Source organism: Ruoffia sp. FAM 26255 (assembly GCF_045528525.1).
Classification (GTDB): domain Bacteria; phylum Bacillota; class Bacilli; order Lactobacillales; family Aerococcaceae; genus Ruoffia; species Ruoffia tabacinasalis.
In genome coordinates this window covers 11506-33916 of the sequence record NZ_JBGQQX010000014.1, presented here as the reverse complement: position 1 = coordinate 33916, position 22411 = coordinate 11506, and the positions used below count along the sequence as shown (strand labels likewise).

Sequence of the window (22411 nt, the reverse complement as noted above, 5' to 3'; positions counted from 1 at the left end):
TAAAATTGTAAGTGTTTTCGACATAGAAATTATGAACCACAAAAAAAGAGCAACTAGCTTAGCTAGTCGCCCTTTTCTACCTTGCAAATAATTATTTGTTATCTAAGTTGTAGAATACGTCTTTTCCGTCGTATGCTGCAACGTCAGCTAACATATCTTCGATACGTAATAATTGGTTGTATTTAGCAACACGGTCAGTACGTGATAATGAACCAGTCTTAATTTGACCAGCGTTTGTTGCAACAGCAATGTCAGAGATAGTTGTATCTTCTGTCTCTCCTGAACGGTGAGAAATTACTGCTGTATAACCAGCTTTTTTAGCCATTTCAATCGCGTCAAATGTTTCAGTTAAAGTACCGATTTGGTTAACTTTGATTAAGATTGAGTTACCAACGTTTTCTTTGATACCGCGAGCAAGAACTTCAGTATTTGTAACGAATAAATCGTCACCAACTAATTGAACTTTACTTCCTAAACGTTCAGTAAGTAATTTCCATCCGTCCCAGTCGTTTTCGTCCATACCATCTTCGATAGAGATGATTGGGTATTTATTAACTAATTCTTCTAAGTAGTCAACTTGTTCTTTAGCAGAACGTTTTGCTCCGTTTTCACCTTCGAATTTAGCATAGTTGTATACGCCATCTTCGTAGAATTCTGAAGAAGCAATGTCAAATCCTAAGAATACATCTTTACCTGGTTCTAAACCAGCTTTTTTGATTGCTGCTAAGATTGTTTCAACACCATCTTCTGTACCTTCGAAACGAGGCGCGAATCCACCTTCGTCACCAACAGAAGTTTCTAATCCACGTTCGCTTAATAATGATTTAAGTGCGTGGAAGATTTCAGCACCCCAACGTAGAGCTTCTTTGAAAGTTTCTGCTCCAGATGGAATAATCATGAATTCTTGGAAAGCGATTGGTGCATCTGAGTGAGATCCACCGTTAATGATGTTCATCATTGGTGTTGGTAATAATTTAGTGTTAAATCCACCTAAATATTGGTATAAAGGAATATTTAAGAAATCTGCAGCTGCACGTGCAACAGCAATAGATACACCTAAGATAGCGTTAGCTCCTAATTTACCTTTGTTCGGAGTACCATCTAACTCGATCATTAATTTATCAATGGCTTGTTGTTCTAATACATCATAGCCTAATAATGCTTCAGCGATTACGTTATTCACGTTATCAACAGCTTTAAGGACACCTTTACCTAAATAACGGTCTTTGTCTCCATCACGTAACTCAACAGCTTCGTGTTCACCAGTTGACGCACCTGAAGGTACGATTCCGCGACCAAAAGCTCCGCTTTCTGTATAAACTTCTACCTCAACTGTAGGGTTCCCACGTGAGTCTAAAACTTCTCTTGCATAAATATCTGTAATAAATGGCATATTTTATTCTCTCCTTTAATTTGTTAGGCATGAATTGACTCCATACCTTACTCTTCTATTCTATAAATTATTCACTCAAAAAGCAAAGCATATCGGATGTTTTGCTTATTTAATTAAACTTGTTCCTGTCATGTCTTCAGGTTTCTCAACACCAACTAAGTCTAGTAATGTTGGAGCAAGGTCAGCTAAGCGACCTCCGTCTCTTAATTCAACATCTTCTTTAGTCACAATCACTGGAACTGGGTTTGTTGTATGAGCTGTCATTGGATTTCCTTCGATATCAATCACTTCATCGGAGTTACCATGGTCAGCTGTAATAATCGCAGCTCCACCTTTTTCTAGTATTAAATCAACCACAGCACCAAGACACTCGTCTACTGCTTCAATTGCTTTCACAGTTGGTTCTAACATACCACTGTGTCCAACCATATCAGGGTTTGCAAAGTTTAAGATAATCGCATCGATCGTTTCTTCGTTGATTTTTTGCACTAAGGCATCTTTCACTTCATAAGCTGACATTTCAGGTTGTAAGTCATAAGTTGCTACTTTTGGTGAAGGGATTAAGATACGTTCTTCACCTGCATACTCTTTATGTCGTCCCCCACTCATAAAGAATGTAACGTGTGGGTATTTTTCAGTCTCAGCAATTCTTAGTTGTGTCTTATCGGCATCTGCTAATACTTCCCCAACTGTATTGACTAAGTCTTCTTTCTTGAATGCAACTTCTGCTATAACTGTATCACTGTAAGGTGAGAAAGTTGTCATGTAGTTGTCTGTTGGAGTCTCTCCACGTTCAAAATCGTTAAAGCCTGGATTTGATAAAGCTGTAGCTAATTGAATCGCACGATCAGGTCTAAAGTTGAAGAATACGATTGAGTCACCATCGTTTACTGTACCGACTGGTTTGTCGTTTTCATCTTTAATTGTAAATGGAACAACAAACTCATCAACAATATCTTCTTCGTAAGAACGCTCTACGCCTTCTTTAGCTGAAGAAGCTGTTCTACCTTCACCATGAACGATTGCATCATAAGCTAACTGAACACGTTCCCAACGATTGTCACGGTCCATTGCATAGTAACGACCTGAAATTGTTGCGAATTTACCAACGCCAATTTCCTCGAATGCTTTCTCAGAATCATCAATATATTTCACAGCTGTTCTCGGTCCAACATCACGCCCATCAAGGAAACCATGAACATATACTTCTTCTAATCCATACTTTTTAGCTAATTTAACTAAAGCAATTAAATGTTCGTAATGTGAGTGGACACCACCGTCAGATAATAGCCCCATTAAATGTAAAGCTGTTCCTTTTCTTTTTGCTTCTTCAACAGCTTTAACTAATTCAGGCACTTCGTAAAATGATTCGTCTTCAATCGCTAAATTAATACGAGTTAAAGATTGGTATACTATACGACCTGCACCGATGTTTAAATGACCAACTTCAGAGTTCCCCATTTGGCCATCAGGTAAACCGACGTCTCGTCCTGATGCTTTTAATTGGTTATGTGGAAACTGGTTCCAATAACGATCAAAGTTAGGTTTTTTCGCTGCTTTTACCGCATTACCACTGACTTCATCGCGAATTGCGAATCCGTCTAAGATAATTAAGGCATATGGGATTTTACTCATTATTTTACTGCCTCCAATAATTCGATGAATGAATCAGCTTCTAGACTTGCTCCTCCAACTAATGCACCGTCAATATGTTCTTGTGCCATATATTCAGCAATATTATTTGGTTTTACAGATCCACCGTATTGAATACGTACTTTTTCAGCTGTTTCTTCTGATGTAACTTCTGCAATAGCTTTACGAACTACGCCACAAGTTTCATTTGCTAATTCAGCAGATGATGATTTACCTGTTCCGATTGCCCAGATTGGTTCGTAAGCAACAACTGATGAAGCGATTTGTTCTTCAGTTAAACCTTCTAATGCTGCTTTTACTTGTCCAGATACAAAGTCAGCTGTTTCTCCAGCTTCACGTTGCTCTAAAGTTTCTCCACAGCAAATGATTGGTAGCATACCGTTACGTAAGATTGCTTTTGCTTTTTTGTTGATGTCTTCGTCAGTTTCTCCAAAGTATTCTCTACGTTCAGAGTGTCCGATAATTACATATTCAACACCTAAATCAGCCAATGCTTTAGGACTTGTTTCCCCAGTGAATGCACCTTCATCTTCGAAGTAGCTGTTTTGTGCAGCTGTTCTTAATTCAGTACCTTCACTTAAACGTTTAATTGTTTCTAAAAATAGTGCTGGTGCACCTACGACAGAATCTACAGCATCCGCTGAAGGGATTTTCCCTTTAACTGCTTCAACAAAATCTGCAGCTTCTTGAGCTGTTTTGTTCATTTTCCAGTTACCAGCAATAATTGGTTTACGTGACATATATATACTCTCCTTAATTTAAAGTCTCAATAATTATTTCTCGTCGATTGAAGAAACACCTGGTAATTCAGTACCTTCTAGATAGTTTAATGAAGCTCCTCCACCTGTTGAGATGTGTGAGAATTTATCTTCATAACCTAATTGTGCGACCGCAGTTGCTGAATCTCCCCCACCAACAATTGTCGTCGCATTTTCTAGATCAGCGATGGCTTCACAAACACCAATGGTTCCTTTTGCGAATGATTCCATCTCGAATACACCCATTGGGCCATTCCATACAACTGTTTTAGCATCTTTTAATACATCTTCGAATACTTTAACAGATTCTGGTCCACAGTCTAATCCTTGCCAGTCAGCAGGGATATCATCTACAGAAACAACGTCTGTATTTGCGTCATTTGAAAAATCATCTGCAATGACTACATCTACTGGTAAAACAATTTTGTCTCCAGCAGTTTCTAGTAATTCTTTAGCTAAAGGAATACGGTCTTCCTCTAATAATGATTCTCCAACTTCTTTACCTTGTGCTTTCAAGAATGTGTAAGCCATTCCTCCACCGATAATTACTTTATCAGCTTTGTTTAATAATGATTCGATAACTTTAATCTTATCAGATACTTTCGCACCACCTAAGATAGCTACAAATGGACGTTCAGGATTATCAACTGCGTCTCCTAAGAATTTTAATTCTTTTTCAACTAAGAATCCTACAGCAGAGTCTAAGTTTGATGCAATTCCAACGTTTGATGCGTGAGCACGGTGAGTTGTTCCGAATGCATCGTTTACGAATAAGTCACCTAATGAAGCCCAGTATTTACCTAATTCTGGATCATTCTTAGATTCTTTCTTACCTTCTAAATCTTCGTAGCGAGTGTTTTGAACTAATAAAACGCCACCCTCAGATAGGTTAGCTACTGCTTCTTCTAATTCTTCTCCACGTGTTTTGTCTGAGAAAAGAACTTCTTTATCTAATAACTCGCTTAAACGTTTTGCAACTGGTTCTAAACTGTTGTTAGCTTTATCTTCTTCAGTTTTAATACGTCCTAAGTGAGAGAACAATACTACTTTCGCATTGTTTTCTATTAAATAATTGATTGTTGGTAAAGCCGCTTCGATACGGTTATCGTTAGTGATTTTCCCATCAGCCATAGGTACGTTGAAGTCAACGCGGACTAAGACTGTCTTACCATTTACTTGAATATCATTTAATGTTTTCTTTGCCATTATATATCCTCCTATATAAAGTCCTTAAAAAAATAATAGCGGGGAAGCTTAAGCCTCCCCGCTATTTTGGATAGACGCTTAGGTATAAACGCTATGCAATTAATTATAATTTAGCGAAGTATTCTAAAGTACGAACCATGTTTCCTACGAAGCCAGCTTCGTTGTCATACCAAGCAACAGTTTTAACTAATTGAGATCCATCAGCTGCTTCTTGGATTTCAGTTAATGTAGAATCAAAGATTGATCCTGCATGTGTTGAAATAATATCTGAAGAAACAATTGCATCTTCATTGTATGCAAATGAATCGTTTGAAGCTTTTTTCATAGCTGCGTTGATTTCATCAACAGTAGTGTTTTTCTCTAATAATGAATAGAAGATTGTGTGTGAACCAGTGATTGTTGGAACACGTAATGCTGATCCATCTAATAATCCATTAACTTCTGGGATTACTTTACCGATTGCTTTTGCAGCACCAGTAGATGATGGGATAATGTTTTGTGCTGCTGCACGTCCATCACGGAAGCTTCCGCTTGGTGAATCTTGTAATACTTGTGATGAAGTGTAAGCATGAACTGTAACCATGTTACCAGCTTTAATTCCATATTCATTATGTAATACATTAACTACTGGAGCTAATGAGTTAGTTGTACATGATGCTGCTGAAATAATAACGTCATCAGAAGATAAGATATCTTCGTTAACACCGAATACAATTGTTTTAGTATCTGCATCTTTAGCTGGTGCAGAGATAACTACACGTTTAGCACCTGCATTGATATGTGCTTGTGATTTTTCAGCTGAAGTGTAGAATCCAGTACTTTCGATGACGATATCTACTCCAAGGTCTCCCCATGGTAAGTTATTAGCATCTTTTTCAGCAAATACTTTAATTTCTTTACCGTCAACTACTAAACTTTCACCTTGTAATTCAACATCGTGATCAAAACGTCCGTGAGCTGTATCATATTTTAATAAGTAAGCTAAGTTATCATTATCAGTTAAATCGTTAACTGCAACAACCTCTAAATCTGCGTTTGTTTCTAAAATACGACGGAATACTAAACGTCCGATACGTCCAAAACCATTAATACCAACTTTTACTGCCATTAAAAAATTCCTCCTTAAGGATTTTATTTCAAAGGGTCTCCCCATTTAAAACCATATTTGCTAAACCTTCATCACAGATTAACCATCCATGACTCGGGGCTTTTTGAAAGAACGCTTCTAAAGCTTTCGCCTTAGAAGATCCTCCCACGATTGTAAGTAACAAAGGTATATTAGATAAATCTTTAAATTTCAACCCTATCCTAGGATAACGTAAAACCGTTTCTCCATAAGAATCGAAAAATATACCAAATGCTTCTCCAACGGCGTGTCCATTCTCGATAATTTCTTGTTGTTCGTCTGTAATCTCTCTACGTTCCGCCATTACATTAGCAGTTCCTATACTTAATAACAAGCAATTTGCACTCTTACTCATATCAATGACTTCTTTAATCATTGGATCTTTGAGCAATATCTCCGAAGTTTCTTTACCTAAATTCTCAGGTATAAACAACGGAATATACTTAGAGTCTGTTTGCTGCGCCATTAAGCTCCCCACGCTATTTGATTGGATATTAATCGAACTTCCCAATCCTCCACGTGAAGGAACGAATGTAATACTTCTTCCATCTGATAATTCTGGTGTGAATGATTCTGCTACTTTAGATAAAGTAGATCCACCTGTAACTGCAACCACATTATCACCTTCAGGTAAGTGTTTGTCCAAAATTAAATGAACGACTTGACCTAAGAACTGATAAACTGATGCATCTTTATCTGCATCACCTGGTACAATCCGACAATGTTCAATATTAAGCTTTCTCTTTACAGCCTCTTCCACTTCGTAAAACTTATGTTGTTGTTGATTAAGCAAATGCTCATCAATCATCACAATAAGGTCTCTCCCTTGTTGTGTTAGTTTTACGCCACTACGGTTTACGGATACGAGTGATTGACTTTTCAGCATCTCTAATATCGTTCTTACCGTTCTTTCAGTGAAATTAGTCTGTTGTGAAATAAACTTACGACCAATTCGTTTGTTTACATCATCCAAAACACGTAATACTGCGAGCCTCTCAGCTAACAAATCACTCACTTCAGGAACAATTGACTGAATAATTGTGAATATATCGGCCATTAATTCCCTCCTAGATGGTCAAAAGGCGACCATTACATACAGAGCTACAACTCACTCAGAAAATCTAAATGAGTCTCACACCATGTCATTATCATACCATGACTTGAGTCTCCTTGCAACTGAAAAGCTCTTTATCCTGGCTAAAAAACAACCTAACGGGTCACAATATGTCCAACGAGGTCAGTTATTATTAATTTATTAGGAATAAAACCAAACAAATACGCCCGTACAATGCTATTATCGCACGAAATACCTAAGTATTGCGAGTAATATCCATTGAACGGACGTATAAATTATAGTTTATTTATTTTTATCATTTTTATTTTTTATTTAATGCTTTGCTACTTTCCATGATTCCGTCAATTAAGCCGTATTCAAGTGCTTCTTCAGCTGTTTTGAAATTATCACGATCAGTATCTTGCTCAATGACTTCAATTGGTTGACCTGTTTTGTCACTTAAGATTTTATTTAAACGCTCACGAGTTTTAAGTATATGACGAGCAGCAATTTCAATCTCTGTTGCTTGTCCTTGTGCGCCACCTAATGGTTGGTGAATCATTACCTCAGCATTTGGTAAAGCCCAGCGTTTACCTTTCTCTCCGGCTGCTAATAAAACTGAAGCCATTGATGCTGCCATACCGATAACAATTGTTTGTACATCTGCATTAATAAAGTTCATTGTATCGTACATAGCCATCCCAGCTGTTACACTCCCACCTGGTGAGTTAATATATAGGAAGATATCTTTTTCTGGATCTTGTGCGTCCAAGAATAAAAGTTGAGCAATCACTGAGTTTGCTACGTTATCATCGATTTGACCACTTAACATAATAATTCTGTCTTTTAGTAAACGTGAATAAATATCATAAGCACGTTCTCCACGTGATGTTTGTTCTATTACTGTAGGTACTAAATTCATAGTATTCCTCCTTCGCGAATTTAAAGCTGTTAAACAACTTTCTAACCAAGTATAACTCATAGGTCAATAAAGGTCAAGAATATTACTCGGTAAGATTTTTTGCATTATTTACCCCTTATATCGACGTACTAATATACAAAAATAAAGAAGCCGAGTTTTTACACTCAGCTTCTGATTAGTTCTTTATCAATCTTGATTATTCTGCAGACTCTTCAGATTCTTCTGAACTTTCTTCAGATGTTTCTTCTTCAGTTGAAGATTCTTCTGAGCTTTCTTCAGATGACTCTTCTGAACTTTCTTCTGAGCTCTCTTCAGATGTTTCTTCTGAAGCTGCTTCTTCAGTACCTTCTTCTGTAGTTTCTCCACCTTTAGTAATTCCGAATGAGTGAACGATTGATACTGTACGTTCTTCACCTTCGTGTAAGTTACCTTCGATTTGGTAGATATCTACTCTTAATTCATCTCCACTTACAGTATATGCAGCGAAGTTTTGAACTGCTGAATCACGGTTGTTTGAATGACTTGTATCGAATGCTTCTGATTCTTGTGGTTGTCCACCGAATGCGAATAAGTTGTTATAGTAATCAACGTCTTCTTGAGTCATCCAATCTAAGTTAGGTCGAACAGTGTGTACGTGTTCTACACCTTTAGAATAAATATCGTCATACTCTTTAGTACCACCAGTGTTTGGTAATACGAAGATTGTTCCTTGAGGATTTACGTAATACTCTACATCACCTTCTGTAGTCGTTTCAGCTTCATCCACAACACCGTTAGAGAAGTTCTCATCAGTTGGAACATAGTTTAATGGTTTAGTACGTGAAATTACGTGGTCATGACCTTGTAAAGCTAAATCAACATCTAACTCGTCAATTAATTCCATGAATTCTTCACGAACTAATTGAACATCTGTATCTTGTAATGAGTGATATGATTTAGAGAATAATGGTTTGTGGTAAGATAATACAACCCACTCAGCACCATTAGCACGTGCTTCTTCAACGTCATTTCTGATCCAATCAATTTGTTCTTGTCCTAAAGCTTTTCCTTCTGGATTATCTTCAGATTCTTTGTTGTCGTTAGTGTTTGCTACAACAAAGTGAACACCGTTATAATCGAATGAGTAGTATGATCCACCATCGACAGCATCGTTTTCAGCTGGAACGTTAATATGCTCATTAAATTTAGTTGTTAATTGAGGATCTCCATATGATAAGGCATACTCATCGTGGTTACCTGCTGCAACAGCGAATGGTACTTGTAAGATAGACTCTTTAGATTGCTCTAAGATGTCAACCCACTCATCTTCAACTTCAGCAACTTCAACCACGTCACCTGTATGTAATACGAAATCTGCTTCAGTTTCTTCTAATGCTGTAGCAACAGTGTCAGCACCAAATGCTGCTTCGTTATATACATGCTCATTCCAGTATGCGTTTTGAGTATCTGTATATTGTACGAATGTAAATTCTTCTCCTGCTTCACCAGCAGTTGTGAAAGTACCTACTTCACTTGTTTCTCCTGCTTCACTACCTACTTGATAGTAGTAAGTTGTGTTTGGCTCTAAGCCTTCTGCATTTGCTTTATATGAATATTCAGTCACTTCTACTAAATCCATCGATCCAACAGCTGAACCTGAAGTCCATTCTGGACCTGAAACATTCTCGTCAGTATAGTATCCGTTAACTTGTGGTTCGCCGTTATCGTCAGTGACTACTTCGCCTTCTTCATCATATTCGATGTCAGCAAAGATAAAGTAACCATTCTCATCACGTTCACCATAAGTGTTTACTACTTCTTCTGCAGTCGCTTCAAATTCTAAGGCGTCACTTAAATCTTCATTAGTAGAAACCCAAACTTTAGCATCTTCAGCTAATTCAGTTGTGTACCAGTTGAATCCCATTTGCGTACTAGGATCACCATTAAACGTAGTAATAAGACGGTTTGGCGTATTATTAGGTGCTACCTCCGCTACAGTTGGCTTTTCTTCACTTCGTTCAATATCTTGTGCTAATGTCGCTACTGGTGAGAGTAATTGAGCAGCAAGTAATGATCCAGTGATCAATTTCTTAAGACTTAAATTTTTCATTCTTTGAAATCCTCCTCATATTTTTATAAGCTATCCACAGTGCTTATAAATATAGTTTAACAAGCCATTGTAAATACAATGTAAATTCTATGTAAATGTTACGTAAACTTTACAAAGTTTCATAAATACAGTGTTTTTATACTATTCTGAATTTAAAGCAAAAAAAATAGAGCTAATCAAAAAGATTAGCTCAACAAAATTATTCAGCTGTATTAGATACAACTTCTTTTCCATCGTAGTGTCCACATGATGAACATACACGGTGGCTTAATTTTAATTCTCCACAGTTAGCACAAGTATTCATTCCTGGTACTTGTAACTTGTAGTGTGTACGACGTGCTCTTTTCTTTGCTTTTGATGTTTTACGTTTAGGTACTGCCATTCTCTACACCTCCTAGTTGATGTTTGAGGTTATTCTTCCTCATCTTCGTTATCTAATAGCGTTTTTAAGGCTGCAAAGCGAGGATCAACCGTTTCGGCTTTCTCTTCCGCTAAGTTTTGCTCGTATTCTTCTTCGGTGACGACTGTCCAATCATTACCCGACGGTAAATCTCCGTCTTCTTCTCCTGGTTTCAATACTCTTGTAGGTATATTAATCGCGATGTTATCAGTCACTGCTGCATCTAAATCAATATAATCATACTGAAGTACAATCGTAGTCTCTTCATATTCCCCGACGTTTCCATCATATTCCTCATACACATAACGTTCGCTAATTGGAATGTTTAAGTGTAATGATACTGGTTCTAATGATCTCGATGACGGCACCGTCAGTCGAGTATCGATTTGACCATGAAGAATGATATCTTCATTAGAAGGTACGAAATATCCGTTTACAATCACTGATTCCACATCTAAGATTGAAGGGTTTCGCTCCATGAGCTGTTCTTTTATATCTAAAGATTCTTCAAAATTAATCATATCATCAGGATGATCTTTTAATTGGCGGATTGTCCATTTCATCTATTATCACCTCTAAAACGACAAGATTTATTATATTGAAGTTTACAATTCTTGTCAAGATTATTTTAATATTAACACGATTCCTTTTCAATTAATAGTGAATTGGGAATCTTCCAGTGTTTTGTTGCATTATTCTATGTTTTGGATTGAGTGAAAAGACTGTATCCGCACGTAAATTTAATTGATAATTTTGTGCGTTGTCTTGAGTCAAATTACTAAATAATTTTAATCCAGTTTGGTTTCGCTTCATCTTAAGTACTTTTCTTCCTACATCTGTGTAACCTAACACTCGAATAGTCAGCTCTTCATTATTTAAATCAATGCTTTCCTGCCATTCCTTATTTGTTATATTCAACAAAATCATCATTAGCTTTCTTTGGATGGATGCTTTCGTCCATCTTTTAGATGTGAGTGCATCAATTAAAGATTCAAAATTACTAGTTTCCAAAATTTGCTGATAAATATAATGTTCAACACCATAATCAATGCCTTGATATTGAGTTAAGCGTTCAGCACTTTGACTTTGTACTTGGTACTTTAGTAAATCATAATAATCAGCAAGTTGCACGTTTGGATGACTCACTAGTTTTTGAAACATCCGCTTAGGTACAGTATCCTCGGTGACTAATTGTTGACGATTCAATTCTCTTATTTGGCTGCCACTTAAGACTTCTTGCATATTTTCATTGTGTTTAATTCTAGAAATAGCTATAACATCCATCTTAGAATTTAATTGCTTCAATGCCTTAATGTATTGAATCCCTAATAAATGATTCGGTGAGTCTGTTAAAAGTTTCGCCTTTTCAGAAGAGTTATCTATAGCTTCTAAAGCAGATTGATAACTCGCTGCATAAGAATAGCCGTCGTTGAGATAAGTTTTAACACTTCTATCGATTGCTTCTTCGTTCTCAACTAACCAATCAACATAAGAATTCAAGGCTTCGTAGGTAGCAGATTCTGTTCCAAAAACAAGCTGATCTGAACCTAATAATTCTAGTGTCTTAACCGCCCAATACGCGAAGTAATCCGCTGCTTGTAAACTTGCTAAGAGTGGTAACTCTAAGACGAGGTCAGCACCGTATTCCAATGCAATCTCAGCTCTTTGCCATTTATCAATTACAGCAAATTCTCCGCGTTGAACAACATTTCCACTCATCAATACAACGAGCGCATCTGCCGAAGTTCTTTGCTTCATTTGTTCTAATTGATATTGGTGGCCAAGATGGAAAGGATTATATTCGGCAATGACTGAAACAAGCTTCATCTTATAACACTCCCCAACTCTTACTTACTACATCTAAAGAACCAACGGTCTGCCTCTTCATCTGTTCTCTTGTCATAATATTTACTTCCGTAATCAACAAACACTTCAATCTTATCCGGTTGAAAGCCTGCTTCAATTAAAGCATCCATATACTTCTCTAATGGGAAAGTTTGCTCTTGAAGTTCAACATCGACACGTTCAAACTGCGCCCCCTCAACTTGTCTATAGACAGTCAAGTAATGCTCAACGCTAAGTGATTCAGCATCACTGGCGCTTTCCCAAATTAAAGTTGCTGACTCGTCTTGATCAAAGTATTCAAATTCAGAAAAAGCATCCGTCATTTGATAAGGCGTCCAAACATCAAACAATAACGTTCCTTGATCAGACAAAGCTCGGTACATCCCTTTAAATGCCTCTTTAACGGCCTTGTAGTCGTTAAGAAAGCATAGTGAGTCCAAGTAACAAGTGACTAAGTCAAAGTCCTTTAAATCCTTTGATAAACGCGTCATATCTCCATACTTGAATTCAACATTCGGTAAATTGATCACTTCTTGACGAGCAATCGCTAACATATCTTCATCGATATCAATTCCCGTAACTGAATCAACGAAAGGTATCATCAATTGAGTAAACCAACCTGTTCCACAGGCGATATCTAACATTTTTTTAGGCTTTCGGTCTAAACTATTTAAAGTATAGTCAACCCAATATTCATACACAGATAGATCATTGAATCGATCATATACATCTGCTATTTGGCTGAAACTCATTATTCTGAGATCCAGTCGCTAACGTCAACTAATGGTGCATCTTGCCAGATTTTTTCTAAGTTGTAATTTGCACGTTCAGAATAGTTGAATACATGAATAATAATATCATTCATATCAATTAATACCCATTTACCACCGTTTTTACCTTCAACGTTTTTCAATTCGAAATTATTCTCATCAATCACGCTAGTAATTTCATTAACGATTGCTGATAATTGACGGTCATTTTTAGCATCCATCACGACAAAGTACTCTGCTAATGGTGTCAATTGTGCGACGTCTAAGACCATGATGTCATGTGCTAAACGATCATCTGCGGCGCGTACAATTACTTCTAATTTTTCTTTTGTGTTTATAATAATTAACCCTCCTGTTTTTTTGCCCAGTGGTTATAAATAACCACACTTTCAACATATACTTTCTTATTCGTTTCAACAAGATGTTTGATTGTTTCTCTCATCTTGTAAAAGACAACTGCATCCAAATCTGTTTCGGCTAATTTTCTAGCTTCAGCCACCCCATCAAAGTTACGACCCGGTTCAATATAATCTGCCACAAAGAGTAATTTGCTCAGTAAGCTCATTTCCTTAGCACCTATCGTGTGTTGTGCAATGGCATGAATGATTTCATCGTCTAACACACTATATTTCGCACGCGCTAATTCTGCCGCAGCTAGGCCGTGCCATACTGCTTCGTTCGCAACTCTTAAGGGCTCATACGGTGCATACATTGTCGCAAGTTGATACATCTTTTCGTCTGAATAATCTTTACAATGATCATGCATTAAAGCAGAGATACTCACTTTTTCTATATCTTTGTAATCATATTGTCCTGCTAATTCTAAGGCTGTTTCTTCAACACGAAGAACATGCTTAAATCTTTTTGGTTTGAGTTCTTCTTTAAGATTATTAAGTAGTTCTTCTCGTGTCACATTTATATAATCTTTAGTGTATAGGATTTCTGATACCAAACTCTTGCCTTCTTTCTTTAATCCATCTCATAAAGTCTGTGTTCTTGGATATAAGCTGACACTTTACTTGGAACCTGATAGCGGATTGATTGTTCTAAGTATACTCTGAGTCGTATCTCGGTTGAACTCAATTCAATCAAAGGTGAATCGACCCAAAGAATAGGATATTGACCTTGGTAAGGGAATTCACCCGGACGTCTGACTCCAACTAATTGAACTAATTGAACTAATTCATCAATTTGCTTCCAAGTTGACAAATCGTTCGCGCTATCCGAACCGATAATGAAATAAAAATCAGATTCTGGATAAGTCTCAACGAAATGTCTCATTGTATCGACAGTATAATTCACGCCACCACGATGAATTTCATAAGGTTGAACTTTGAATAGTGGATTGTTTTCAATTGCTAATTGAATCATTTGAACACGATGTTGTGAAGCAATTGTTGTCTTTCCAGGTGCATGAGGCGGTTTCGCTGTAGGCATAAACCAAACTTCATCTAATTCCAATTGGTTCCCAACTTGTTCTGCCATTAATAAATGACCGAGATGAGGTGGATTAAATGTTCCACCTAAAATACCAATCCGTTTACGCTCATCTCCCGATGAATCCGGAGTAAATTGGCTCAGAATAATCGGTTCGAGTGCTTCTTCAATTGACATAAACTCTTGCGCATTTAATGTGCCATTTGAAATACCCATTCTACACGTCCCCTTAGCTTAATCGATTTACTTGTTGACTGATTTCCTGATGTTTTTCTTTTGATGATGGACGGTATAATATCGCTGTACTTCCGATTGTTTGAATAATAACACCACCGATTTCATCCGCAATTTTGTTAGCAACGTCATCTAAATCTTCATCACTGTTTTGTAAGATGACAAATTTAATTAATTCACGCTTTTCAATTGCGTTGTCCACTTGCTCGATAAATACATCTGTTAATCCTAATTTCCCCATCTGGAAAAGAGGTTTTAAATTATGCGAGTATTTACGCAAAAATTTTGTTTGTGCTTTGTTTAATGTAATCATATTAATTCCCTTCGTTTAAATAATTGCTGTACGTTTAGATACGCTAATTTCTTTAGGTAGCCAAACTTTTATTTCTGCTTTTGCATTTACTGTTAACCAACCTAAACCTGTGATACTAATGTCTTGGGTTGGGTCGAGTGTGAATGTTTGTTCTTCCAGCTCTGGATACTCATCTACATAATCCTTGCTTGGTGGTGTTAACATCTCACCAACATGTTTCTGATACAACTCATCTGCATTCTCAGTTTTAGTCCGATGTAAGTACAGATCAGTTGAAACGTAAAAAGTCATCGCTGTCTTTTCAACTTCTGATTGAACGAGATCCACTCGCCCCACACCGGCTAAAAAGATTGTTTGTCCTTCGTTTAATTGGAAGGTTTTTGGTTTGATAGGTTTATTTGGTAACACTTTTTGGTTGTCAGAACGACTTAAATGATGTGCTAATTGAGTACGACGGATGATACCTGGTGTATCAATGATAGCATGTGCATCCGTTAATGGAATTTGAATTAAATCCAACGTTGTACCAGGATGGTTTGACGTTGTAATCACTTCTTTATCTCCACCGTAGTAACCAATCAATTGATTAATCAATGTTGATTTTCCAACGTTCGTCACCCCTACGATATAAACATTGCGATCGCTAATCACTTCTTCAATCTTCTCAGCTAAAGAATAAATCCCCGCGCGCTTTGTCCCGTAAGTTAATACGATATCTTCAGGATACAAACCATGACGGTTTACTGTTTGTCTTATCCAATCTTTTACTTTTGATTTACGCGTTACTTTAGGAAGTAAATCAAATTTGTTTGCTGCAATGATAAATGGTTGGTTCCCGATAAATCGATGTAAACCAGAGATTAAACTTCCTTCAACATCAAAGATATCTACGACTAATACAACAAAGGCATCATCATTAGCAATTTCACCCAATTTATTTAAGAATACATCATCATCAATATCTAAATCTTGTAATTGATTGTAATGTCTTAGTTTAAAACAACGTTGGCAGTAAAATTCACCTTTTTCAATTCCTTTATTTAACGCAGATTGTGGTAAGTAACCTATCTCATCTGGATTCTCTGTTTGAATGGTTGCCCCGCAACCGATACATTGAAATGTTTCTTGCTCACTCAAGCGTATTCCCCCAATCACCTGTTCGGTCTATGCCGACGATTTTAAATGCTAGCTTTTCTAACATACGATTAATTATTGTATATATATTGTCATTTGGTGCAATCGGTTTGACTAAGATACTCTTAAGATGATTACGATTCGCACCAATCACATCTGTCATAACTTGATCTCCAATAACAGCGACATTCTCCTTAGGTACTTGTAAATCCTCGATAGCAAGTACAAAATGCTTTCTGCGTGGTTTTAAAGCACTAGAAGTAAACCTTAACTCTAATGGTTCTGCTACTTTAAGTACTCGATCATAGTTGTTGTTTGATAAGAGATAAATACCAATCCCTGCGTCTTTAAATCTTGTTAACCATTCAGCCATCTCTTCAGTATGCTCCCACTGATTCCACGCAATAAGCGTATTATCTAAGTCGCATATGATTGCTTTAATATCATGTCTCAATAAATCATCTGGCTTAATTGCGTAAATTGAATTGATGGTCCAGGTTGGAGTCAATAATTTTTTCATATAGTCCCCTTTTAAATTCTTATATTGTCTTTGATATTATAACATATTATTCCAACATACTATAATAACATATTAAATCAGAGTACTGAACACTATTTGATCACATTGACAAATAAAACCTCTATCTAACAAAAAAATAATCCTAATAAATTATTACTTCATGTTATAAATCTATAACATTGAATAATTTATTGGGATTATTTGCTGAGTTTAATTAACCTAATAATTCGTAAATTTCAATTGCTACTAAATCGATATCGTCGAAACGGTAAGTTGTTCCTCGTTGACTATCTGATAATTCGAATGCTTTATCATCTGCATGATAAGTTACTTGGCATTTTTCAACACCATCTAATTCAAAACGGCGAACCTCTGGTTCACTATTATTAGCATTTACCATTGCTTCTAAGCGTTGGATAATACCTGTCAAAACTGAAGTTTTCATAGTTGATTCCTTTCGTTAACAGAATTGCTCAATATGTGAGCAGCAAAACTAAACTAGGTTAGTTTTTCAATATAGTATATGTTAACAAAATGCATTGAAATTGCAAGAAGTTACATAAACTATTTTTGATTCATTCTTATTTTTCTACATCTACTGCATAAGTTACATATTACTCCACGGTTCTTTAATCTCACTTAACATTCTATCAAAGAAATTTGATCGTGACTGATCTGTGTTTTGAATGATATTATCATAGAACGCATAAACATTCTCTGCAAAGCGTTCAGCAGAGATACTTTCTAATGATTCAGGATTAATATTCTCAATTTCACCCGCGTACTTCTTGTTTAAATATTTAACGATGGCTTCTGATAATGACCCATTCGGTGCATAGAGTTGTCCGAATTCTCCTGTTTGAATAATTAAGTTTAAGTAATCATTTTCTTTCGCCACAATTGGCAATCGATTCGCGATTGACTCTAAGTATGTTAAACCTTGGGACTCCGATTCACTCGCATTTATGTATAAATCAGCCATTTGGTAATATTGATTGACTTCATTATATGAAATTTCACCTATGAAGTGAACATTCTCCAATTCATATCCTTTAGCAATGGTTTCTAGAGTCTCTCGGTAAGGTCCGTCTCCAACTATGACTAAATGAGCCGCTGGATACGCTTCTTGAACCGCCGGGAATGCCATAATAACCTCGTCTAAAGACTTCTCTTTCGATAAGCGCGATAATGATAGTAATACCGGTGCATCATGTGGTATATTCAATTTCTTACGGGTCATCGCACGATAATTTTCGTTGAATTCTGGTAAAAGAACGCCTGTGGGAATAATGCGCATCGGCGATTCAACACCATAGTCTTTTAACGTTGCGTAAGTTAATTCACTTGGTGTAATCACTCCGTCTGCTTGTCCACAGAATACTTTTGAAAACCAACGTACGTGCTGTCGTTTAATTAAACGCCCATCCCAAATGTAGTGAGTGTAATTTTCATACATCGTATGATAAGTATGAATCGTTGGAATTTTTAATCGACTTGCAACATATTTACCTGCTAAACCTAAGCTAAATTCTGTATGTGTATGGATTATATCTAAGTCATATTCTCTTGATATCTTTACGCATCGATCTAAACCACCAAAAGCTATTCGGCGATCTTCAAAACTCGCAAAAGGTATACTTGGTAATCTAACTACGCCATTTTCTGGTCGTGCTTCTGGATCTGTTGTTGTAAATATTATGACTTCATGGCCAACTTTTCTTAACTGATCACAAAGTATCTTGATTGAAGTCGACACTCCACTTACTTGTGGAAAATATGTGTCAGTAAACATGCCAATTCGCATCAAATACCCCTCTCGACTATAATTTCTCATACAAATTATAGTACTTTTTAAAGTGTAGACTTATTGTATCACAAGGTATTTTCAATGTGTAGATTTACATTTATAAGATGCGTTGAAGTCTTTTATAGATAAAGATTGCTAAGAGCGCTTTAAATATATCTCCTGGTATAAAAGGTATCAACCCTAGTTGTAAAACATGCATAAAGCCAGTTTCAATATCTAATACGTTTCGAAAGATAATATACATGTAACTTAAACCAATTATATATAAAATAACCGTTCCAATTAATGTGATACCAATAAGTTTCGAATTTGTTTCAGGTTTCAATCGTTGTTTGAGATAACTAATAATAAAACTCGCTGGAATAAAACCAATCACAAACCCAAAGGATGGCGATATGAATGATCCAAACCCTCCAGTTCCACCACTAAATACAGGCAGTCCGAATAGTCCAATAACTAAATAAATTAACGTCGTTAATCCCGCGTATTTCGCTGGTAATACTAAACCTATCATTAATATTGCAAATGTTTGTAATGTTAATGGGACCGGACCAAAAGGAATGGTTAGTTGTGAACATATAATTAGTAAAGCTAGCATTAAAGCCATTTGTGTCAATTGTCTTGTTTTCATTTAGTTTCCTCCCTTAGCAAACTGACTACTTGATAAATGAATTTCTTGTCCGAATAATTCTTCCATCTCACCTGAAGGCAACTCCACAATTAAGTGACCTTCTTCGTTTATTCCGCGTATGATACCATGTCTTTCCTCAGCTTTAACGGAATACGTCACAGGTTTGTTAATCCCTAATAGATGAGTCGAATAGTAAGGTAAATATTCTTTCTTATCAATCTCTTTAATATAAGTGAGGAGGCGATAGACGTAAGTTGAGAGTAATACATTTAAGTTTAGTTCTTTAGGTAACTCACTCCCATACAAGGTTCCTGCAACACCTTGTGTCATCTCATCAGCTTCATCGAAGTCACCTGCTAGATTCAGCCCTAAACCTATAACTACCGATGTAATCTGGCCACTTTCGATATCACTGATTGCTTCACATAGAATCCCGCTGACTTTTTTTCCTTCATAAAATAAGTCATTAACCCATTTGATATCAATGACTTTCCCAGTGACTTCCTCAATCGCTTCTGACATCGCTGTAGCCGTTGCAATCGTGAATAATGGAATATGTTCTGGTCGTGTTTGGTTAACTGGAACGAGTAAAGATGAGTAAAGTCCTTCTTTGATAGTTGAATGAAAAGTCTTGCCGTATCGACCTCTTCCTTTCGTTTGCTTTCTTGAGATCACATACTTACTTTCGTTCGGATGGTTAGCTGCATGTACTTTTGCGACATCATTCGTTGAAGTGACTTCATCATAAAGTGTGATTTTTAAGTCTGATCCATGTTCGCCTAGTAATAAACTTATTTGTTCTGGATCAATACTTTTCGAACTTTGAATGTACTGATACCCTTTTCTAGGGATACTTTGAATCACATAACCTTGATCACGTAACTCTTCGATTGCTTTCCAAACAGCACTTCGTGTGACAGCAAATTCAGCGGCTAATTCTTGACCTGAATGGACAGTGTTGTTTCCTTCAGATAATTTCTTTAATAATTTATTTTTTAGTGTCATCTTTTACTCCTTTGGTCAACCATATATTATATTTGGTTGACGTAGAATGAATAATAAAATCCTAGGCTAAGTAAATAACCTAGGATGTTTTATTAAATTTATTTTATTGCTTCTTCAACTAATGCGACAACTTCTTCTGATGATGTACATTCATTAATTGCTTTTTCAGCTAATGCTTGCATATCAGTTAAGTTTAAACGTCTCACTAAACTACGTGTTTTTAATACACTTGAAGCACTCATAGAGAACTCATCTAAGCCTAAACCAAGTAATAATGGTACAGCCGTTTGATCTCCTGCCATCTCACCACACATACCTGTCCATTTACCTTCAGCGTGTGAAGCATCAATCACGTTCTTAATTAAACGTAGAATTGATGGATTATATGGTTGGTATAAGTAAGAGACACGTTCATTCATACGGTCTGCTGCCATTGAATATTGAATTAAGTCGTTTGTTCCGATACTGAAGAAGTCAACTTCTTTGGCGAATTGATCCGCTAGCATTGCTGCAGCAGGAATTTCAACCATAATACCAATTTGAATATCTTCTGAAACTTCTACACCTTCAGATAATAATTCTTCTTTAACTTCTAGTAAGAATGCTTTTGCTTCACGGAATTCTTGTAAAGTAGCAATCATCGGGAACATAATACGTAACTTACCATGTACAGATGCACGTAATAAAGCACGTAATTGAGTTTTGAACATATCTTTCTTGTCTAACGAGATACGAATTGCTCGGTATCCTAAGAATGGGTTCATCTCTTCTGGCAATTCTAAGTATGGTAACTCTTTGTCTCCACCAATATCCATCGTACGAACAACAACTGCTTTACCATCCATTGCTTCTAGCACTTCACGGTATGCGTCGTATTGTTCGTCTTCAGTTGGGAAGTCAGAAGAATCCATATATAAGAACTCAGTACGGTATAAACCAATCGCTTCGGCACCATTCTCAAGAACAGCCGTCACGTCTTTAGGCGTACCAATGTTGGCAGCGAGTTCAACTGCGTGGCCATCTTTAGTTTCTGATGGCGAATCCACAAGTTTAGCCCATTCTGCTTTTTGTTCTTCAAAAGCTTGTGCTTTTTCTTCGTATTCTTTCACTTGTTCTTCTGTCGGATCAACAATAATGTGACCTTCCATTGCGTCAACGATAACTAAATCGCCATCTTTAACTTGAGATACAATTGAGTTTGTACCAACAATTGCTGGAATCTCTAAAGAACGCGCCATGATTGCCGAGTGAGAAGTACGTCCACCAATATTTGTAACGAACGCTTTCACAAACTGCTTGTTTAATTGAGCAGTATCACTTGGTGTTAAATCATGAGCAATAATAACAACTTCTTCGCTAATTGTCGCTGGGCTAGGTAATTTAACGCCTAATAATGCAGCAAGAATACGTTTTGAAACGTCTTTAACGTCTGCAGCACGTTCTTGCATATAAGCGTTATCTTCCATGGCACTAAACATTTGAATGAACATATCACTCACGTCGCCTAATGCAGCTTCAGCGTTGATTCCTTCGCTCGAAACTTTTTCTCTTACTTGCCCAGTAAATTCTGGGTCAGATAAGAACATTAAGTGAGCATCGAAGACTTGTGCTTCTTCTTCACCTAATGATTTTTCAGCAATTGAGCGAATTTGTGTGATTTCAGCTGTCGCTTGTTCAACCGCTGTATCAAAGCGAACTGCTTCTGCTTCAGCATCTTCCACTGTAGTGCGATCAAAAGTTAAATCTGGTTCTGTTAATAGATACACTGGTGCAATTGAAATACCATCACTAGCAGCAATCCCAGTAACTTCGATTTTTGTCATTATGCAGATAATCCTTCGTTTTTCATTGTCTCTGCAACAGCTTCAATGGCTTCTTTTTCGTCGTCACCTTCAGCAGTGATTACAACATCAGCACCTTGCCCAACACCTAAAGACATAACCCCCATGATAGACTTAAGGTTAACTGATTTACCTTTATACTCTAAGTTAATGTCTGAAGCAAATTTACTTGCAGTTTGCACCAATAATGTCGCGGGACGTGCGTGAATCCCAGTCTCAGCAATTACGTTAAATTCTTTCTTTTCCATTCGAAAAATCTCCTTTATAAATGAA

24 protein-coding genes are annotated in these 22411 nt (G+C 36.7%); all 24 read right to left on the bottom strand.

All coding sequences use genetic code 11. The features are described from left to right. Positions 1 to 91: 91 nt before the first annotated feature. Positions 92 to 1393 carry a phosphopyruvate hydratase gene (eno, locus tag ACEN31_RS04410; protein WP_407093605.1) on the bottom strand — a complete coding sequence of 434 codons (1302 nt, stop codon included), beginning with the start codon at positions 1391 to 1393 and terminating at the stop codon, positions 92 to 94. A 105-nt stretch (positions 1394 to 1498) separates the two neighbouring features. Continuing rightward, entirely contained in the window at positions 1499 to 3028 is a 1530-nt protein-coding gene (gpmI, locus tag ACEN31_RS04405) for a 2,3-bisphosphoglycerate-independent phosphoglycerate mutase (protein WP_407108749.1), read from the bottom strand. Beyond that, positions 3028 to 3786 carry a triose-phosphate isomerase gene (gene tpiA, locus ACEN31_RS04400; protein ID WP_138405476.1) on the bottom strand — a complete coding sequence of 253 codons (759 nt, stop codon included), beginning with the start codon at positions 3784 to 3786 and terminating at the stop codon, positions 3028 to 3030. Before tpiA ends, gpmI begins: the two co-directional genes overlap by 1 nt. Positions 3787 to 3819: 33 nt before the next feature. Next, complete coding sequence (locus ACEN31_RS04395; RefSeq protein WP_407108748.1) at positions 3820 to 5010, bottom strand: phosphoglycerate kinase; 1191 nt, start codon at positions 5008 to 5010, stop codon at positions 3820 to 3822. A gap of 103 nt (positions 5011 to 5113) precedes the next feature. After that, positions 5114 to 6118 carry a type I glyceraldehyde-3-phosphate dehydrogenase gene (gene gap, locus ACEN31_RS04390; RefSeq protein ID WP_138405478.1) on the bottom strand — a complete coding sequence of 335 codons (1005 nt, stop codon included), beginning with the start codon at positions 6116 to 6118 and terminating at the stop codon, positions 5114 to 5116. Between the two features lie 28 nt (positions 6119 to 6146). Then, a complete protein-coding gene (locus ACEN31_RS04385; RefSeq protein WP_407089229.1) occupies positions 6147 to 7193 on the bottom strand; it encodes a sugar-binding transcriptional regulator in 1047 nt (348 codons plus the stop codon). Positions 7194 to 7512: 319 nt separating this feature from the next. Beyond that, positions 7513 to 8112, bottom strand: a complete 600-nt coding sequence (gene clpP, locus ACEN31_RS04380; protein ID WP_138405480.1) for an ATP-dependent Clp endopeptidase proteolytic subunit ClpP — start codon at positions 8110 to 8112, stop codon at positions 7513 to 7515. Between the two features lie 196 nt (positions 8113 to 8308). After that, entirely contained in the window at positions 8309 to 10201 is a 1893-nt protein-coding gene (locus ACEN31_RS04375; RefSeq protein ID WP_407093603.1) for a metallophosphoesterase, read from the bottom strand. Between the two features lie 199 nt (positions 10202 to 10400). Continuing rightward, positions 10401 to 10583: a 50S ribosomal protein L32 gene (gene rpmF, locus ACEN31_RS04370; protein ID WP_138404853.1), complete on the bottom strand. Its 183-nt coding sequence runs from the start codon at positions 10581 to 10583 to the stop codon at positions 10401 to 10403. A gap of 29 nt (positions 10584 to 10612) precedes the next feature. Next, positions 10613 to 11164: a YceD family protein gene (locus ACEN31_RS04365; protein ID WP_407089231.1), complete on the bottom strand. Its 552-nt coding sequence runs from the start codon at positions 11162 to 11164 to the stop codon at positions 10613 to 10615. A 91-nt stretch (positions 11165 to 11255) separates the two neighbouring features. Beyond that, entirely contained in the window at positions 11256 to 12428 is a 1173-nt protein-coding gene (locus ACEN31_RS04360; protein WP_407089233.1) for a nucleotidyltransferase family protein, read from the bottom strand. 20 nt (positions 12429 to 12448) lie between these two features. Then, positions 12449 to 13198, bottom strand: a complete 750-nt coding sequence (locus tag ACEN31_RS04355) for a class I SAM-dependent DNA methyltransferase (protein ID WP_407093602.1) — start codon at positions 13196 to 13198, stop codon at positions 12449 to 12451. Next, a complete protein-coding gene (gene rsfS, locus ACEN31_RS04350) occupies positions 13198 to 13527 on the bottom strand; it encodes a ribosome silencing factor (protein ID WP_407093609.1) in 330 nt (109 codons plus the stop codon). Before rsfS ends, ACEN31_RS04355 begins: the two co-directional genes overlap by 1 nt. Before the next feature lie 32 nt (positions 13528 to 13559). Then, positions 13560 to 14168: a bis(5'-nucleosyl)-tetraphosphatase (symmetrical) YqeK gene (gene yqeK, locus ACEN31_RS04345; RefSeq protein WP_407089235.1), complete on the bottom strand. Its 609-nt coding sequence runs from the start codon at positions 14166 to 14168 to the stop codon at positions 13560 to 13562. A gap of 17 nt (positions 14169 to 14185) precedes the next feature. Then, positions 14186 to 14869, bottom strand: coding sequence for a nicotinate-nucleotide adenylyltransferase (locus ACEN31_RS04340; RefSeq protein WP_407089236.1), 684 nt, complete (start codon positions 14867 to 14869; stop codon positions 14186 to 14188). A gap of 13 nt (positions 14870 to 14882) precedes the next feature. Then, positions 14883 to 15200, bottom strand: a complete 318-nt coding sequence (yhbY, locus tag ACEN31_RS04335; RefSeq protein WP_407089237.1) for a ribosome assembly RNA-binding protein YhbY — start codon at positions 15198 to 15200, stop codon at positions 14883 to 14885. A gap of 15 nt (positions 15201 to 15215) precedes the next feature. Further along, positions 15216 to 16337 carry a ribosome biogenesis GTPase YqeH gene (yqeH, locus tag ACEN31_RS04330; protein ID WP_407089238.1) on the bottom strand — a complete coding sequence of 374 codons (1122 nt, stop codon included), beginning with the start codon at positions 16335 to 16337 and terminating at the stop codon, positions 15216 to 15218. Beyond that, positions 16330 to 16854 carry a YqeG family HAD IIIA-type phosphatase gene (locus ACEN31_RS04325; RefSeq protein ID WP_407089239.1) on the bottom strand — a complete coding sequence of 175 codons (525 nt, stop codon included), beginning with the start codon at positions 16852 to 16854 and terminating at the stop codon, positions 16330 to 16332. The genes yqeH and ACEN31_RS04325 overlap by 8 nt, the downstream gene beginning before the upstream one ends. A gap of 214 nt (positions 16855 to 17068) precedes the next feature. After that, positions 17069 to 17299 carry a YkuJ family protein gene (locus ACEN31_RS04320; RefSeq protein ID WP_138404844.1) on the bottom strand — a complete coding sequence of 77 codons (231 nt, stop codon included), beginning with the start codon at positions 17297 to 17299 and terminating at the stop codon, positions 17069 to 17071. Positions 17300 to 17461: 162 nt separating this feature from the next. Beyond that, complete coding sequence (locus ACEN31_RS04315) at positions 17462 to 18658, bottom strand: glycosyltransferase family 4 protein (protein ID WP_407108757.1); 1197 nt, start codon at positions 18656 to 18658, stop codon at positions 17462 to 17464. A gap of 100 nt (positions 18659 to 18758) precedes the next feature. Continuing rightward, positions 18759 to 19292, bottom strand: a complete 534-nt coding sequence (locus ACEN31_RS04310; protein WP_407089241.1) for a biotin transporter BioY — start codon at positions 19290 to 19292, stop codon at positions 18759 to 18761. Beyond that, entirely contained in the window at positions 19293 to 20297 is a 1005-nt protein-coding gene (locus ACEN31_RS04305) for a biotin--[acetyl-CoA-carboxylase] ligase (RefSeq protein WP_407108747.1), read from the bottom strand. A 98-nt stretch (positions 20298 to 20395) separates the two neighbouring features. Next, positions 20396 to 22120, bottom strand: coding sequence for a phosphoenolpyruvate--protein phosphotransferase (gene ptsP, locus ACEN31_RS04300; RefSeq protein WP_407108746.1), 1725 nt, complete (start codon positions 22118 to 22120; stop codon positions 20396 to 20398). Beyond that, on the bottom strand, positions 22120 to 22386 hold the full coding sequence (locus ACEN31_RS04295; RefSeq protein ID WP_138404840.1) for a phosphocarrier protein HPr: 267 nt from the start codon (positions 22384 to 22386) through the stop codon (positions 22120 to 22122). Before ACEN31_RS04295 ends, ptsP begins: the two co-directional genes overlap by 1 nt. Positions 22387 to 22411: the final 25 nt, after the last annotated feature.